We start from the raw sequence: 16,410 nt of genomic DNA on the forward strand, positions 1-16,410 counted from the left end.
TTCACCCGTCAGTCAGGGCAATGCGGCGGCCCACCCGGGTAGTTGCCGTTGTTATAGACGTCCAGCGTGGCGGCCCAGGTCTTCTGCAGCTCGCACGTACCGGGCGAGCAAGTTTGCAGCGTGGTTCCGCTGGCGAACCAGTCGCGCGCTGCTGCCATCACGTCCTGCACGCCCTGCGGAGCCGAGGCGCCGGCGTTACGGTTGAGCACCGCTGTGATGAACTGGTCGGCCAGGATGATGTAGGCGTTGCCGCGCGGCGGCGTGTCCAGGATCTGCTGCCAGGTCATGCCGCTGGAGTAGAAGTTCATCTCGCGATACCACCCGTTCGGCCAGACGACGCCGGGCTTGTTGCCCCAGTAGCCCTGGGTGCGCGTGCAGCCTTTGGGACCGCAGCCACAGACCGGGGCAACCACGTCATTTTCTGCCGTGAACAGCGCGCCCAGTTTCGGATCGGTGGACTGTTCGTAGAACTGGACGCGGACCGCATTACGCAGGGAGCCCAGCGTCAGCGGCGCCGCATTGATGCTGAAGGGAATCACCCGCACATCGCCCGAGCTCATCGCGCCATCGGTTCCGCTCAGCGTATTGACCTTGTAGACGTCCTGATAGCCGGTGCGGTCGCTTCCGTTTTGCACCGCATAGTCCACGCTGTAGCTTGTCTGCGTGGTGCTCGGCGGCCGGACTGACACCACACCGCTGTAGCGCCAGTTGCCGGTGGCGCTGTCTTCGCACACGTCCAGGGTCGACGTCACAGCGGGTTTGGCAGTCTGTGCGAGCGCCGGGCTCGCGTGGATGGCGGCAATGGCCATCATGGCCACCGCCAACCGCATGGGGGAACGACAAAACGCAGCAAGATAACTCATGGCAAATCTCCTGATTGGGGGCGCACGGCGACGTGCTGGCGCTCCCAGCCATGATGCAGCGTGATCAATCAGCCAATTTTGTGGGAACTCAGCAGTGTAAGTCGTTGAATTTCAAAGGGAAAACATTGCCGCTTTACATACGCAAGAGGCTGTCGTGCGGCACCGGCAGTTGAATCGAGTTGCCGTCCCGTCCAACGACCGAGGGCGTTTTTTTCGCGCCCCGGTCGCTGATATGGCGGTGCGACCCATGACGCGCCGCCCTGGCCCGTCATTCGCCTTCGTCCATGGGCTCGCTCTGCGCCATTCCCCCCATGGTGTCGTCCCACCGGCCCTGCTGCAGCGGATCGAGCCGCACGGCCGTGCAGAAGGACATGGACGCATTGCACGCCTCTCCAGCGATCTGGCCCCCGTCATTGATGCCGTAGGCAGCAGTGATGACCCATCCCTCGGCCGGGTCCACCAGCGCCGTCAGGTCGTGCATCCTGCCGCGCACCCCGTACAAGAAGGCACGCTGTGCCCCACCCTTTTGGTAGATGCCAACGACGTCGGCATGGTTGTTGATGCCATTCGGCTGGACTTGCCTGCCGTTCGGTGGCGTCCCCAACTCACGCATCTTGCCCTTCGACCAGATAAAACCCCGGTAGTCCGCCTCCGGGCCATCGTCACCAGCCAGCGACGAGTAGCCGGCGACCTGGCCACGATCGTTGATCGCCGTGCCATAGCTGTTCAGCCCACCCAAGGTCCCCAGGTCCGTGATCAGTCCGTCCATCCACAGGACCGCATGCGCCTGGTTGCCATTCGGCCCTTGCGCCGGACCGACGCCGGACGTGCCGACGACCTGGCTGCGGCTGTTGATGCCCTGCGCGCTGCTCCTGTCCGAGCCGGGAAGGCAGCCCAGGTTTTGCATCGCCCCGTCCTTGTACAGGAACGCGAATGGGAACTGGTCGTTCAGCACCGACTGGCCGACAATCGCGCCCGCATCGTTGATGCCGTTCGCAGTGCTTGCACCGCCGGCCAGCGAGCCGATGTCCCGCATGGTGCCGCCGCTGTAGACAAAGGCGTGCCGGGTGGTGGGGATCGGCTCCGTATAGGAAGCGCCCACCACCTCGGTTTTGTTGTTCAGGCCGAGGGCGATGCTGGCATTTTCCGCTGGCAGGGACCCAAGGTCGGTCAGTACGCCGTTGGAATACAGAAATCCGTGGTTCCCTACCCCGGGTATCAGGCTTCCAGCGACAGCGCCGGCCGCGTTGATCGCGCGGCCATTGCTTCCATTGCCGGCGCCGAGCGGAACCACGGTGTACACATACCCGGGACTGGCCTGGGCGGCAGATGCCGCGGCAAGGGTGAGTGTCAGCAGTGAAGCGGGAACGGCGCGTGGTGTGATTCGCATTGCTCTTCTCCAGTGAAATTGACGAAACGGACATGGCGCCACCGCGTCCGGCCTTAGCAAGCTGGAGCGGGTTGGCGCGCCGTCCTAGACAGTAGATGGTGTGTCCCTGGAGAACTTGCGCCCCGTCAACTTTCGTAGACTTCGTCCGATGCAATGCGGCAAAAAAAAAGCGCTTCCGAGGAAGCGCTTTCTGGTTTAGCCAACCCACTTGCGGGCGTTGCGGAACATCCGCATCCAGGGGCCATCCTCGCCCCAGGAATCCGGCGCCCACGAATGCTGCACCGTGCGGAAAACGCGCTCGGCGTGCGGCATCATCACGGTAAAGCGCCCATCCGGGGTCGTCACCGAGCTGATCCCCTGCGGCGAACCGTTCGGGTTGAACGGATAGGTCTCGGTGGCCTGGCCGCGGTTGTCCACATAGCGCAGCGCCTTGATGGCGGCGTTGATGTCGCCGGTCTGCGAAAAGTCCGCATAGCCTTCGCCGTGCGCGATCGCGATCGGCGCCTGCGTGCCGGCCATCCCGGCAAAGAAGATCGACGGCGAATCGAGCACTTCGACCATGCCGAAACGGGCCTCGAACTGCTCCGACTTGTTGCGCGTGAACTTGGGCCAGGCGTGCGCGCCCGGGATGATCGACTTCAGGTTACTCATCATCTGGCAGCCGTTGCACACGCCAAGACCAAAGGTATCGGTGCGGGCGAAGAACTTCGCGAACTGGTCGGCCAGCTGGGTGTTGAACAGGATGGTCTTGGCCCAGCCTTCGCCCGCGCCCAGCACGTCGCCATACGAGAAGCCGCCCACGGCAATGATGCCGTGGAAGTCGTCGAGGCTGGCGCGGCCGGCGATCAGGTCGCTCATGTGCACGTCCACGGCGGTGAAGCCCGCCTGGTGCATGACCCATGCCGTTTCAACGTGCGAGTTCACGCCCTGCTCGCGCAGGATCGCCACGCGCGGGCGCACGCCGGTCGCGAGGAACGGCGCGGCGACATTGTCCAGCAGGTCGAAGGTGACCTTGGGCGCCATGCCCGGATCTTCTTCGTCCAGCAGGCGGTCGTATTCCTGGTCGGCGCAGGCCGGGTTGTCGCGCAGTTTGGCGATGCGCCAGCTGGTTTCGCTCCACAGGCGGTGCAGCTCGCGGCGCGGCTGGTTGTAGATGACCTTCGCGTCGCGCGTGAATTCCACCACGCCGCGGTCGTTGTGCTTGCCGATGATGTGGCTGCAGGCGCCCAGGCCAAACTCGCGCAGCACGTTCATCACTTCGCTGCGCTCGCCATGGCGCACCTGGATCACGGCGCCCAGCTCTTCGGCAAACAGCGCGCGCAGGGTCAGGTCGTTGCGGCGCTCGCCCACCTGCGTCGCCCAGTTCTTGGCGTCGCCCTGGTCGGCCGCGTGCTCGCTTTCCATGGTCAGGATGTCGAGGTTGACGGACACGCCGGTGCGGCCGGCAAAGGCCATCTCGCACAGGGTGGCGAACAGGCCGCCGTCGGAACGGTCGTGGTAGGCCAGCAGCTTGCCTTCCTTGTTCAGGCGCTGGATGGCGGCAAAGAAGGCTTTCAGGTCGTCCGGCGAGTCCACGTCGGGCGCCGCGTCGCCCAGCTGCTGCGTCACCTGTGCCAGCGCCGAGGCGCCGAGGCGGTTCTTGCCGCGGCCAAGGTCGACCAGGATCAGGGCGGTGTCGCCAAGGTCGGCGCGCAGCTGCGGCGTGAGCGAACGGCGCACGTCCGGCACCGGCGCGAACGCGGACACGATCAGCGACACCGGCGAGACCACTGCCTTCGCCTCGCCCTCGTCCTGCCAGGTGGTGCGCATCGACAGCGAATCCTTGCCGACCGGGATCGACACGCCCAGCGCCGGGCACAACTCCATGCCCACCGCCTTCACGGTGTCGAACAGCGCCGCGTCCTGGCCCGGCTGGCCGCAAGCAGCCATCCAGTTGGCCGACAGCTTGATGTCGGAGATGTCCGCCACCGGCGCGCAAGCGATGTTGGTGATCGCTTCGCCCACCGCCATGCGGCCCGATGCGGCGGCGTCGATCACGGCCAGCGGGGTGCGCTCGCCCATCGACATCGCCTCGCCCACGTAGCCGTCAAAGCTCATCGCGGTCACGGCGCAATCGGCCACCGGCACCTGCCACGGGCCGACCATCTGGTCGCGCACGCTCATGCCGCCCACGGTGCGGTCGCCAATGGTGATCAGGAAGCTCTTGTCGCCCACGGTCGGCAGCAGCAGCACACGGCGCGCCGCTTCTTCCAGCTCGATGCCGGTCAGGTCCACCGGCGGGAATGCGCGCGCCACATGCTCCACGGTGCGCAGCATCTTCGGCGGTTTGCCGAGCAGGACTTCCATCGGCATGTCCACCGGCGCGTTGTCGTGCAGCGGGTCGATCAGGCGCAGCTGGCGCTCTTCGGTGGCCACGCCCACGGCGGCAAACGGGCAGCGCTCGCGCGCGCAGATGTCCGCAAACGCCTGCAGGTCGCTCGGCGCGATCGCGAGCACGTAGCGCTCCTGCGATTCGTTACTCCAGATTTCCTTCGGCGCCATGCCGCTTTCTTCGAGCGGGATCTTGCGCAGGTCGAAGGTGGCACCGCGTTTGGAATCGTTCACCACCTCAGGGAAGGCATTGGACAGGCCGCCCGCGCCCACGTCGTGGATCGAGATGATCGGGTTGGCCGCGCCCAGCGTCCAGCAGGCGTTGATGACTTCCTGCGCGCGGCGCTCCATTTCCGGGTTGCCGCGCTGGACCGAGTCGAAGTCCAGGTCGGCGGTGTTGGTGCCGGTTGCCATCGACGACGCGGCGCTGCCGCCCATGCCGATGCGCATGCCGGGGCCGCCCAGCTGGATCAGCAGGCTGCCCGGCGGGATGTCGTTCTTGTGGGTGTGCCCGGCCGAGATGTTGCCGATGCCGCCCGCGATCATGATCGGCTTGTGGTAGCCGAACACCGCGCCGGCCGCGCCCACGTTCTGCTCGTAAGTACGGAAGTAACCGCCCAGGACCGGGCGGCCGAATTCGTTCGAGAAGGCGGCGCCGCCGAGCGGGCCGTCGATCATGATCTGCAGCGGCGAGGCGATGCGCTCCGGCTTGCCGTACACGGTTTCGGTGCGCTCGCCGGTGCGCGCGGTCACGTCCGACGCGTTCTCCCACACGCGCTCGGCGCCGGGAATCAGCAGGTTGGACACGGTAAAGCCGGTCAGGCCCGCCTTCGGCTTGGCGCCGCGGCCGGTCGCGCCCTCGTCGCGGATCTCGCCGCCGGCGCCGGTCGAGGCGCCCGGGAACGGGGAGATTGCGGTCGGGTGGTTGTGGGTCTCCACCTTCATCAGGGTGTGGGTCAGCTCGCTGGACGGCGCGTATTCGTGGCCGGCGCCGCGCGGGTAGAAGCGCGTGACGCTTGCGCCTTCCATGATCGAGGAGTTGTCGCTGTAGGCCACCACGGTGCCCTTCGGCTGCAGCTGGTGGGTGTTTTTGATCATCTGGAACAGCGACTTGTCCTGCTTGACGCCGTCGATGATCCAGTCGGCGTTGAAGATCTTGTGGCGGCAGTGCTCGCTGTTGGCCTGCGCGAACATCATCAGCTCGACGTCGGTCGGGTTGCGCTTGGCCTTGGTGAAGGCGTCTTCCAGGTAATCGATCTCGTCTTCCGACATGGCCAGGCCGAGTTCCGCGTTGGCGGCCACCAGCGCTTCCTTGCCCTTGCCCAGCACGTCGATCGATTCGAGCGGGCGGCTTTCCAGTTCGCTGAACAGGCCGGCCGCGTCGGAGGCGCTGCGCAGCACCGTCTCGGTCATGCGGTCGTGCAGCAGGGCCGCGACGGCGGGCGCCTCCTGCTCCGACAGTTTTTTGGCGCCGCCGATGCCCAGCACGCCGGCCTTGAGCGAGACCGTGTAGCCCACCCCGCGTTCGATGCGGTGGATGTGCGCCATGCCGCAGTTGTGCGCGATGTCGGTGGCCTTCGACGCCCAGGGCGAGATGGTGCCCAGGCGTGGGATGACGAAGAATTCCTCGACCGCGCCGTCCTGCTGGCCGCTTGCCGCCGGCTCGCCGTAGGACAGCATCGCGGTCAGGCGCGCTGTGTCGTCGGCGGTAAGCGCTTTGCTCGCGTCGATGAAGTGGTAGAACCTGGCGCTTACAGCCGTGATCGCGGGGGCGACGGCTTGCAGTTGGCTGAGGAGGCGTTGGCTACGAAATGCGGACAGGGCGTTGGAACCCGGCAGAATCAACATGGCTTGGAAGTCGGTTGATGCAGCTGTGCTGCGGGTGTGGATGAAGCCCACTATTATACAACGCCCGCCCCTGCCCGACCCTGTCTGCCCCTCGAATAGTTGCCCGCGAACAAAGGAATGGGTATTGTAGCGTCTGACAAGAAGCCGGACGCGCCCCGCGTTACCGGCCAAGAGGGCAACGAGAGAGATGCAAGGACACAGCAATTTGTCGGTGCTGGTGGTGGACCCGAACCCGGGTATGCGCAGCAGCCTGCAGAACATGCTCAACCAGGCTGGCATCAGCAAGGTCGAGTACGCGGTCAATTCCGGGACCGCGATCAAGCAGCTGATGAAGAAGTCGTACGACATCATCCTGTGCGAGTACGACCTGGGCGTGGCCGATGGCCAGGACGGCCAGCAACTGCTGGAAGACCTGCGCCACCACAAGCTGATCGGCCTGCTCACGATCTTCATCATGCTCACCTCCGAAGCGGTGTACAGCAAGGTCGTCAGCGCGGCCGAGCTGACCCCGACCGACTACATCCTCAAGCCCTTCACGGTGGAGACGCTGGTGCAGCGCATCGGCCGCGCGGTCGAGCGGCGCATGGCCTTCCTGCCCACGTTCCAGCTGATCGGCCAGGGCAACCTGCGCGAGGCGATACGCTCCTGCGTCAAGGCCGAGGCGGCGCACCCGCGCTACGCCACCGATTTCGCGCGGCTGCGCGCCGAGATGCTGGTCAGCCTGAAGCAATACGACGAAGCCGAGAAGGTGTACCGCGAGATCCTCGACACCCGCCCGCTCGGCTGGGCGCACCTGGGCCATGCCCGCGCCATGTTCGCGCTGGGCCGCGTGGACGAGGCGCGCACTGCGCTGGAAGAGCTCATCAAGGCCAACCCGCAGCTGATGAGCGCCTACGACCTGCTGGCGCGCTGCCACGAAGCCGAGGGCCAGCACGCCCGCGCCAAGGAGGTGCTGGAAAACGCGGTGGCGATTTCGCCACACATGGTGCGGCGCCTGCGCAAGCTGGGCGAAGTGGCGCTGGATGCGGGCGACGTGGCCGCGGCCGAGAAGTCGTTCAAGCAGGTGGTGACCAAGGCGCGCTATTCCGAATTCCGCAACCCTGAGGACCACGTCAACCTGGTCAAGGCGCTGGTGAAGAAAGGCGACAGCCAGCAGGCCACCGGCGTGGTGCGCGACCTGGAGCGCTCGCTGCGCGGCAGCCCCGGCCTGGACGCGTGCAAGGCCTATGCCACGGCGATGCTGCACGAGGCAGCTGGCAACCCAACCGCGGCCGCGGCAGAGCTCAAGGCCGCGTCCAACGCGCTGAAGGCGGCCAGCGGCCTGTCGTCCGGGATGAAGATGGCGCTGGTGCGCTCCTGCCTGGACCACAAGCTCGATGCAGAGGCTTCCGACGTCATGCTATCGGTCGTCAACGACGTCAACAGCGAGGTCACGACCGACCAGGCGGTCGCCGTGTTCGAGCGCGCCGGGCGGCACGACCTGGCACGCGGGATCGGTGAGCAGCTCAGCGCACAGGCGCAGGTGCTGCTGGGGGTGGCAGACGAGAAGCGCAACATGGGCGACGTGCGGGGCGCGGTGCAAAGCCTGCTCGAGGCTTACCACATCGCGCCGGACAACCTCAAGGTCATCCTCGCGCTCACCGGCGGCATCCTGCGCCAGATGAACGAACTGGGCTGGGACCACCCGCTGGGCGAACTGTGCCACGAACAGATCGAAAAGATCCGCAAGCTCGACCCGCAGCACCCGCGGCTGCAGCCGATCACGGACGAATACAACGCGACACGCCGCAAGTACGGTATCGCCACCTGAGGCCCCAACGCACCGTCGTCCCGGCGAAAGCCGGGACCCATGCTGAGCTGGCAGAAGCCGCTCGTGCCACACGAATACCAGCCTCTCCAACGTCGTCCCCGCGCAGGCGGGGACCCATGGACAGCGTGCAGCACCGTACCTCCAAGGCCGACGGCGAGCCCGCCCGGACGACGGCTTGATTACGGCGTGCCGTAGCCCCCACCACCCGGCGTCTCGATCACGAACACATCCCCCGGCCCCATGTCGGTCTTGCCGATGTGTCCCAGCTGCTCCACGCGCCCGTCCGCGCGCACGACGGTATTCGCGCCGCGTGCACCCGGGCTGCCACCCGCCATACCGAACGGCGCGTGGATGCGGTTGTTCGACAGGATCGCCGCCGTCATCGGCTCCAGGAAGCGCACCTTGCGCACCCCGCCGTTGCCGCCATGCCAGCGCCCCGCCCCGCCCGAGCCCTGGCGGATCTCGTAGCTCTCCAGCCGCACCGGGAAGCGGAATTCCAGGATCTCCGGATCGGTGAGGCGCGAATTGGTCATGTTCGTCTGCACCACATCCGTCCCGTCAAAGCCCTCGCCCGCACCCGAGCCGCCGCTGATGGTCTCGTAGTACTGGTAACGCGCGTTCCCGAACGTGAAGTTGTTCATCGTTCCCTGCGACGCCGCCATCACCCCCAGCGCGCCATACAGCGCGTTGGTGATGCAGGTCGAGGTCTCCACGTTCCCCGACACCACCGATGCCGGATAGCGCGGATTGAGCATCGAGCCCTCGGGGATGATCACCTTGATCGGCTTGAGGCAGCCGGCGTTAAGCGGAATCTCGTCGTCGACCAGCGTGCGGAAAACGTACAGCACCGCCGCCATGCACACCGCCGAAGGTGCGTTGAAGTTGTTGGGGAGCTGGCCCGAGGTGCCGGTGAAATCCACCTCGGCGCTGCGCGCCTGCTGGTCCACGCGGATCGCCACTTCGATCCGCGCCCCGTTGTCCAGGTCGTACACGAAGTGGCCGTCCTTGAGCGCCGTGATCACGCGGCGCACCGCTTCCTCGGCATTGTCCTGCACGTGGCCCATGTAGGCCTGCACCACGTCCAGCCCGAAGTGCGCGACGATCTTGCGCAGTTCCTCCACGCCCTTCTGGTTGGCTGCCACCTGGGCGCGCAGGTCGGCCAGGTTCTGGTCCGGATTGCGGGCCGGGTAGCGCGCGCCGGCCAGCAGCGCCCGCGCCCCGGCTTCGCGCAGCACGCCGTCGGCCCCGTCGACCAGCTTGAAGTTGTTGATCAGGACGCCCTCTTCCTCGATGTGCACCGAGTCCGGCGGCATCGAACCCGGCGTGGTGCCGCCGATGTCGGCATGATGGCCGCGCGAGCCGACGTAGAACAGGATCTCGCGCCCGCCCTCGTCGAATACCGGCGAGATCACGGTCACGTCCGGCAGGTGCGTGCCGCCGTGGTACGGGTCGTTGAGCACGTAGACGTCCCCCGGGCGCATCTTACCGGCGTTGGCTGTCATGACGGTCTTGATGCTCTCGCCCATCGAGCCCAGGTGCACCGGCATGTGCGGCGCATTGGCCACCAGGTTGCCGTCCGCGTCGAAGATCGCGCAGCTGAAGTCCAGCCGCTCCTTGATGTTCACCGAGTACGCGGTGTTCTGCAGCCGCAGGCCCATCTGCTCGGCGATCGACATGAACAGGTTGTTGAAGATCTCGAGCATGACCGGGTCGGCCGTGGTGCCGATGGCGCGCCGCTCTGGCAGCGCTTCCACGCGCGTGAGCACCAGGTGGTCGTACGGCGTGACCTGGGCCTGCCAGCCCGCTTCAACCACCGTGGTGGCGTTCTTTTCCGCTATGATGGCCGGCCCCTTGATGACGTCGCCCGGCCCGACCGCATCACGCCGGTAGATGCCAGTCTGGCACCACTCGCCGCCGCCGAACATGGGCACCGTCTCGTTGGGTGCGAGTTGGTCCGCGCGCTGCGCAGCCGGTTGCTCCGCCTCGGGCGGCGCATCGGAGCGCCCGAGTGCTTCGACCGAGATCGCCTCGACCACCAGCTCCCTGGACGGCATCAGGAACGAGAAGCGGCGCTTGTAGGCGGCCTCGAACTGCGCCTGCATGTCGGGCGCGCTCGCAAACAGCACGAGCAGCGCCGAATCCGTTCCTTCGTAGCGCAGGTGCACGCGCTGGACGAGTGCGATCCGTTCGGGCGCCACACCCTGGGCCACCAGCTCGTTGCGCGCTGCTGTACCCAGTTCGGCAAGCTGCTGTCCGAGCGCATCCACGCCCACCTCGCGCAGGCGGCGCTCGATCGCCAGCTCGCGCATGGCGCCCTGGTCGGCCAGGCCCATGCCGTACGCGGACAGCACGCCCGCCAGGCTGTGGACGAACACCGTCTTCATGCCGAGCGCGTCCGCGACGAGGCAGGCATGCTGCCCGCCAGCGCCGCCAAAGCTGGTGAGCGCGTATTCGGTCACGTCGTGCCCGCGCTGCACCGAAATCTGCTTGATCGCATTGGCCATGTTCCCGACCGCGATCTGGATGAACCCTTCGGCCACCTCCTCGGGTGCCGGCGTTGCGCCGGTCGCTTCGCCAATGCGGCGCGCCATCGCCCCGAACTGCTCGCGCACCGTGTCCACGTCGAGCGGCTGGTCGGCGTTAGGCCCGAACAGGCGCGGGAAGTGCTGCGGCTGGATCTTGCCGAGCATGACATTGCAGTCGGTGACCGTGAGCGGACCGCCGCGCCGGTAGCTGGCCGGGCCCGGGTTGGCGCCGGCGCTGTCGGGGCCGACGCGGTAGCGGCTGCCATCGAAGTGCAGGATCGAGCCGCCGCCGGCAGCCACGGTGTGAATGCTCATCATCGGCGCGCGCATGCGCACGCCTGCCACCTGCGTCTCGAACAGGCGTTCGAACTCGCCCGAAAAATGGGACACGTCGGTCGAGGTGCCGCCCATGTCAAAGCCGATGATCTTGTCGAATCCCGCAAGCTGGCTGGCACGCACCATGCCGACGATACCGCCGGCCGGGCCGGAGAGTATGCTGTCCTTGCCCTGGAACGCCCGCGCGTCGGTCAGCGCGCCGCTGGACTGCATGAACTGGAGGTTCACACCCGGCAGCTCGGACGCCACCTGGTCCACGTAGCGCCGCAAGATGGGCGAGAGGTAGGCGTCGACCACCGTTGTGTCGCCGCGCGCGACGAGCTTCATCAGGGGGCTCACTTCGTGCGACACCGAGACCTGCGTGAAGCCGATCTCGCGTGCGATGCGTGCAACCGCCGCCTCGTGCTCGGTGTAGCGGTAGCCATGCATGAAGACGATGGCGAGCGAACGCAAGCCGCTGTCGTAGGCCTGCTGCAGCGCGGCGCGCGCGGCTGCCTCGTCGATCGGCGTGACCACGTCGCCGTGCGCGCCGATGCGCTCGTCGATCTCGATGACCTGCTGGTAGAGCAGCTCCGGCAGCACGATGTGGCGGTCGAACAGGCGCGGCCGGTTCTGGTAGGCGATGCGCAGCGCGTCGCGAAATCCGCGCGTGATCGCCAGCGCGGTCGGCTCGCCCTTGCGTTCCAGGAGCGCGTTGGTGGCCACGGTGGTGCCCATCTTGACCGCCTCGACCTGGCCGGCCGGGATCGCCGCACCTGGCGCCAGGCCCAACAGGTGGCGGATGCCGGCCACCGCCGCGTCGCGGTATTGCTCGGGGTTCTCGGAGAGCAGCTTGTGCGTCACCAACTGGCCGTCCGGGCGCCGCGCCACGATGTCGGTAAAGGTGCCGCCGCGATCGATCCAGAACTGCCAGTCCATGTTTTTCTCCGAGCCAAGTCAACCAAGCGCATATTCTAGTCGCGCGGGCTCCGGATTTTAGCGAAAATGCACCTCAACGGCGAATAACCTCTTCTTTGCACTCACATGGACAACCTGCTCTACAGTGTCGAATCGATCCGCGCCATCGAACATGCCGCCGCCGCGGCGCTTGGCGAAGGCGTGCTGATGCAGCGTGCCGGCCAGGCCGCGGCGCGCTTTGCGCTGGAACTGCTTGGCGAGCACCGCAACCTCCCGGTCTTGCTGGTGGCAGGCCCGGGCAACAACGGTGGCGACGCGCTGGAGACGGCGGCCAACCTGCGCGAGGCCGGCGTCGAGGCGCTGGTGCTGCACCTTCCCGGCGCGGCTTCTCCCTCGGCGGAAACGGCGCATGCACTGGCACGCGCGCAGGCCAGCGGCGCGCGCTTCATCGACGCGCTGCCGGACCATGCGCAGCTCGGCCTGGTCGTGGACGGGCTGTTCGGCATTGGCCTTGCGCGCCAGCTGCAGGGGCGCCATGCGGAGCTGGCGCTGCGGCTGGACACCTTCGGCTGCCCGGTGCTCGCGCTCGACGTGCCCAGCGGGCTCGATGCGGACACCGGCGCCGTGGTCGGCATGAACGACGACCGCGTCGCGGTGTCGGCGACGCACACCATCACCTTCATCGGCGACAAGCCGGGGCTGCACACCTGCGATGGCCGCGACCATGCGGGCATCGTGCGCGTGGACGACCTTGGCATCGAGCGGCGCCATTTCGTCGCGCCCAATGCCCGGCTCAATGCCGTGGGCATGTTCGCGTCCGACCTGGCGCTGGCGCGGCGTCCGCAGAACACGCACAAGGGCAGCTTTGGCGACGTGGTGATCGTCGGCGGCGCGCATGGGATGGCGGGCGCGCCGGTGCTGGCCGCGCGCGGCGCCCTGCTGGCGGGTGCGGGCCGCGTGTTCGTGGCCGCGCTCGATCCAGGCCTGGCCTACGACAGCGTGCACCCCGAGCTCATGTTCCGCGACGCCGTGAGCTTTGACTTCAGCGGCCGCACCGTGGTTGCCGGTCCGGGCATGGGCGACGCCCCGGCGGCAAGCCGCCTGCTCTTTAAGCTGATCGACAGCGACAGCCCGCTGGTGCTCGACGCGGACGCATTGAACCAGCTGGCGGGCGACGCCGACCTGCAGGGCAAGCTGGCCCAGCGCAAGGCCCCGACCGTGCTCACGCCGCACCCGCTTGAAGCCGCGCGCCTGCTCGGCGTGACCTCGGCGGTGGTGCAGGCCGACCGCATCGAGGCGGCGCGCGAGCTGGCGGGGCGCTTCGACGCGACCGTCGTGCTCAAGGGTTCGGGGACGGTGATTGCGGAGAACGAGGCCAACGGCGTAGCGATCAACACCACCGGCAATCCGGGCCTGGCGACCGCCGGTACCGGCGACGTGCTCAGTGGTGTGTGCGGTGCGCTGCTGACCCAGGGGTGGAGCGCCTACACCGCGGCGCTGGGCGCGGTGTGGATGCATGGCGCCGCGGCGGACGCGCTGGTGGAGCAAGGCATCGGCCCGATCGGCCTGACGGCGGGCGAACTGCCCGGCGCGATCCGCACGATCCTGAACCGGCTGGTGCGCGAGGCGACGGCTCGCTAGACGAGCCTGCCCGCGGCGATGGTGAGGGTGCGCCCGCAGCGGGCCGCGATCGAGGCGTCGTGCGTGACCAGCACCAGCGTCGAACCACGCTCGCGGTTCAGCTCGAACATCAGCTGGATGACGGCTTCGCCGGTGGCGGCATCGAGGCTGCCGGTCGGCTCGTCCGCGAACAGCAGCGGCGGCTCGGTGACGAAGGCGCGCGCCAGCGCCACCCGCTGCTGCTCGCCCCCGGACAGGTACTTGGGATAGTGCTTCAGCCGGCTCGAAAGGCCAACGCGCTCGAGCATGGCGGCAGCCTTGTCGCGCGCGCCGTCGTCGCCGCGCAGTTCGAGTGGCAGCATCACGTTTTCCAGCGCGGTGAGGTGCCCGAGCAGCTGGAACGACTGGAACACGAAACCCAGCTTGGCCTTGCGGAACGCGGCCCGGCCGTCCTCATCGAGCGCGAAGATGTCGGTGCCGTCTAGGATGACCTTGCCGGTGGTTGGCGTGTCCAGGCCCGCCAGGAGGCCCAGCAGCGTGGACTTGCCCGAGCCCGAGGCCCCGACCAAGGCGAGCGTCTCGGCCGGTTGCACGGTAAAATCGATGTTGTGCAGGATGGTGAGTTCGCCGCTGGCGTCCGCCACCCGCTTGGACAGGCCGGCCACCTCGATGGCCGGCGGCCGCCCGCCCTGCGCGGACACATCAGTTTTTGAAGCCTCGGGAATATCACGCATGCTTGCCAGTCTCAAGAAATTTGCCGTCGGCGCTCTCCTGCTGGTGTCCGCCGCGAGCGCCTATTCTGCACCAAAAACGGTGCTGGTGGTGGGCGACAGCCTGTCGGCCGAATATGGCCTTGCGCGCGGCACCGGCTGGGTCGCGCTGATGGAGCAAAAGCTCAAGGCCGAAAAGATCGACGCCAAGGTCGTCAACGCGAGCATCAGCGGCGAGACCACCAGCGGCGGGCGCACCCGCTTGCCGGCGCTTTTGTCGCAGTACCATCCGCAAGTGGTGGTGATCGAGCTTGGCGCCAACGACGGCCTGCGCGGCCTGCCGGTGGCCGCGGCCGAGGACAACCTGCGCAGCATGGTCGCCATGGCCAAGCGGGACCACGCCAAGGTGCTGCTGGTGGGAATGCGCATGCCGCCCAACTACGGCCGCGCATACACCGAGCGCTTTTCCGGTATGTACAAGCAGGTTTCAATCGACACCAAATCGGCGCTGGTGCCGTTCATGCTCGATGGCGTGGCCGACAAGCCCGCGCTGTTCCAGCAGGACCGGCTGCATCCGCTCGCAACCGCACACCCGACCATCCTCAATAACATCTGGCCGAAGTTTGCCGCCCTCATCAAATCAGAATGAAATATCCAGCCGTACTGAGCTTCGAAGACGTCCTGCCCCAGCTGGAACAGTTCGACACCATCATCGACGCGCGCAGCGAATCCGAGTTCGCGCTTGACCACATCCCTGGCGCCATCAACTGCCCGGTCCTCAACGACGAGGAGCGCATCCTGGTCGGCACCACCTACAAACAGGTGAACGCCTTCGAAGCGAAGAAGATCGGCGCGCCGCTGGTCGCCCGCAATATCGCGCACCATATCGAAACCCTGTGGCGCGACAAGCCACGCGACTGGAAGCCGCTGGTGTACTGCTGGCGCGGCGGGAACCGCAGCGGGTCGATGGCGCACATCCTGGCCAAGATCGGCTGGCCGGTGATCCAGCTCGATGGCGGCTACAAGGCCTACCGCGCATACGTGGCAGCCTCGCTCGACAATCCGCCGCAGGTGCAGTTTCGTGTCGTGTGCGGCACCACGGGCAGCGGCAAGAGCCGGCTGCTGGAAACGCTCGACGGCATCGGCGCGCAGGTGCTGGACCTGGAGCGTCTGGCGGCGCACCGCGGCTCGGTGCTGGGCAACCTGCCCGACGAGCCGCAGCCGTCGCAGAAGCGCTTTGAAAGCCTCATCTGGGACAAGCTGCGTGGCTTCGACCTGGACAAGCCCGTGTTCGTGGAATCGGAGAGCAAAAAGGTCGGCAACCTGCGCGTGCCGGACGCGGTCATGCAGATGATGCGCGCCTCGCCGTGTGTCTCGTTGATGCTGTCGCGGCCGAACCGGGTGCGCCTGCTGATCGAGGACTACGACCACTTCATGAAGGATCCCGCGCTGCTCAACGCGCAGCTTGATCACCTGGTGCAGCTGCATGGCCGCGCCAAGATCGACGCGTGGCACGAGATGGCCAATACCGGTCGCATGGCCGAGCTGGTGGACCAGCTGCTGGTGGACCACTACGATCCGGCGTACCTGCGCTCGATCGACCGCAACTTCGTGCAGTTCCCCCAGGCGCAGGTGCTGGAGATGTCCGATATCAGCCACGCGGACTTCGTGCAGGCGGCGCGCCGGCTGCACCAGTCCTGAGGCGAGCCAGGTAGCGTGAGCGGCTGTGCCGCCCACGCGTTCGAATCCCGGCCGCTCTGTGGCAGACCATGCGTTCGCTGGACGCGTGGGCGGGAGACCCGCCCACGCGTCCAGGCTGACGGTGGCCTATAGCCCCCAAACCGTCATTCCGGCGAAGGCCGGAATCCATGCTGAGGTTGCCGACAGCGCGTACTCAGCATGGGTCCCGGCTCTCGCCGGGACGACGTGACTTTTGTTCATGTGCGCGAAGACTGACGTCAGCCCACAGTCCCCAAACCGTCATTCCCGCGCAGGCGGGAAGCCATACCGAGCCTGAAGGCAGGCTGTCCATGGGTTCCCG

9 protein-coding genes are annotated in these 16,410 nt (G+C 67.0%); 4 read left to right on the plus strand and 5 right to left on the minus strand.

What is annotated here, in order from left to right; genetic code table 11:
- Positions 1-8: 8 nt before the first annotated feature.
- From NX774_RS07130 to purL, 3 genes are all read right to left on the minus strand, one after another.
- Positions 9-863, minus strand: a complete 855-nt coding sequence (locus tag NX774_RS07130) for a hypothetical protein (RefSeq protein WP_258821494.1) — start codon at positions 861-863, stop codon at positions 9-11.
- A gap of 268 nt (positions 864-1,131) precedes the next feature.
- Positions 1,132-2,253: a hypothetical protein gene (locus tag NX774_RS07135; RefSeq protein ID WP_258821495.1), complete on the minus strand. Its 1,122-nt coding sequence runs from the start codon at positions 2,251-2,253 to the stop codon at positions 1,132-1,134.
- A gap of 195 nt (positions 2,254-2,448) precedes the next feature.
- Complete coding sequence (purL, locus tag NX774_RS07140; RefSeq protein WP_258821496.1) at positions 2,449-6,471, minus strand: phosphoribosylformylglycinamidine synthase; 4,023 nt, start codon at positions 6,469-6,471, stop codon at positions 2,449-2,451.
- A 187-nt stretch (positions 6,472-6,658) separates the two neighbouring features.
- Here purL and NX774_RS07145 point away from each other — a divergent pair, with 187 nt between their 5' ends.
- Complete coding sequence (locus NX774_RS07145) at positions 6,659-8,281, plus strand: tetratricopeptide repeat protein (RefSeq protein ID WP_258821497.1); 1,623 nt, start codon at positions 6,659-6,661, stop codon at positions 8,279-8,281.
- Positions 8,282-8,460: 179 nt separating this feature from the next.
- Here the strand turns inward: NX774_RS07145 and NX774_RS07150 are convergent, their stop codons facing one another.
- Positions 8,461-12,060: a hydantoinase B/oxoprolinase family protein gene (locus tag NX774_RS07150; protein WP_258821498.1), complete on the minus strand. Its 3,600-nt coding sequence runs from the start codon at positions 12,058-12,060 to the stop codon at positions 8,461-8,463.
- A 105-nt stretch (positions 12,061-12,165) separates the two neighbouring features.
- On the opposite strand from NX774_RS07150, the gene NX774_RS07155 reads away from it, so the two are divergent.
- Positions 12,166-13,680 carry an NAD(P)H-hydrate dehydratase gene (locus tag NX774_RS07155; protein WP_258821499.1) on the plus strand — a complete coding sequence of 505 codons (1,515 nt, stop codon included), beginning with the start codon at positions 12,166-12,168 and terminating at the stop codon, positions 13,678-13,680.
- Here the strand turns inward: NX774_RS07155 and NX774_RS07160 are convergent.
- The gene (locus tag NX774_RS07160) at positions 13,677-14,393 is read right to left on the minus strand and encodes an ABC transporter ATP-binding protein (RefSeq protein ID WP_258821500.1); all 717 of its coding nucleotides are present in this window, start codon (positions 14,391-14,393) and stop codon (positions 13,677-13,679) included. The genes NX774_RS07155 and NX774_RS07160 overlap by 4 nt on opposite strands.
- Between NX774_RS07160 and NX774_RS07165 the strand changes: the two genes are divergently transcribed.
- Both NX774_RS07165 and mnmH read left to right on the plus strand, forming a co-directional pair.
- Positions 14,392-15,018, plus strand: a complete 627-nt coding sequence (locus NX774_RS07165; protein WP_258821501.1) for an arylesterase — start codon at positions 14,392-14,394, stop codon at positions 15,016-15,018. The genes NX774_RS07160 and NX774_RS07165 overlap by 2 nt on opposite strands.
- Positions 15,015-16,070 carry a tRNA 2-selenouridine(34) synthase MnmH gene (mnmH, locus tag NX774_RS07170; protein ID WP_258821502.1) on the plus strand — a complete coding sequence of 352 codons (1,056 nt, stop codon included), beginning with the start codon at positions 15,015-15,017 and terminating at the stop codon, positions 16,068-16,070. Before NX774_RS07165 ends, mnmH begins: the two co-directional genes overlap by 4 nt.
- Positions 16,071-16,410 lie beyond the last annotated feature (340 nt).

It is taken from the genome of Massilia agilis, assembly GCF_024756255.1.
Lineage (GTDB): Bacteria > Pseudomonadota > Gammaproteobacteria > Burkholderiales > Burkholderiaceae_D > Telluria > Telluria agilis.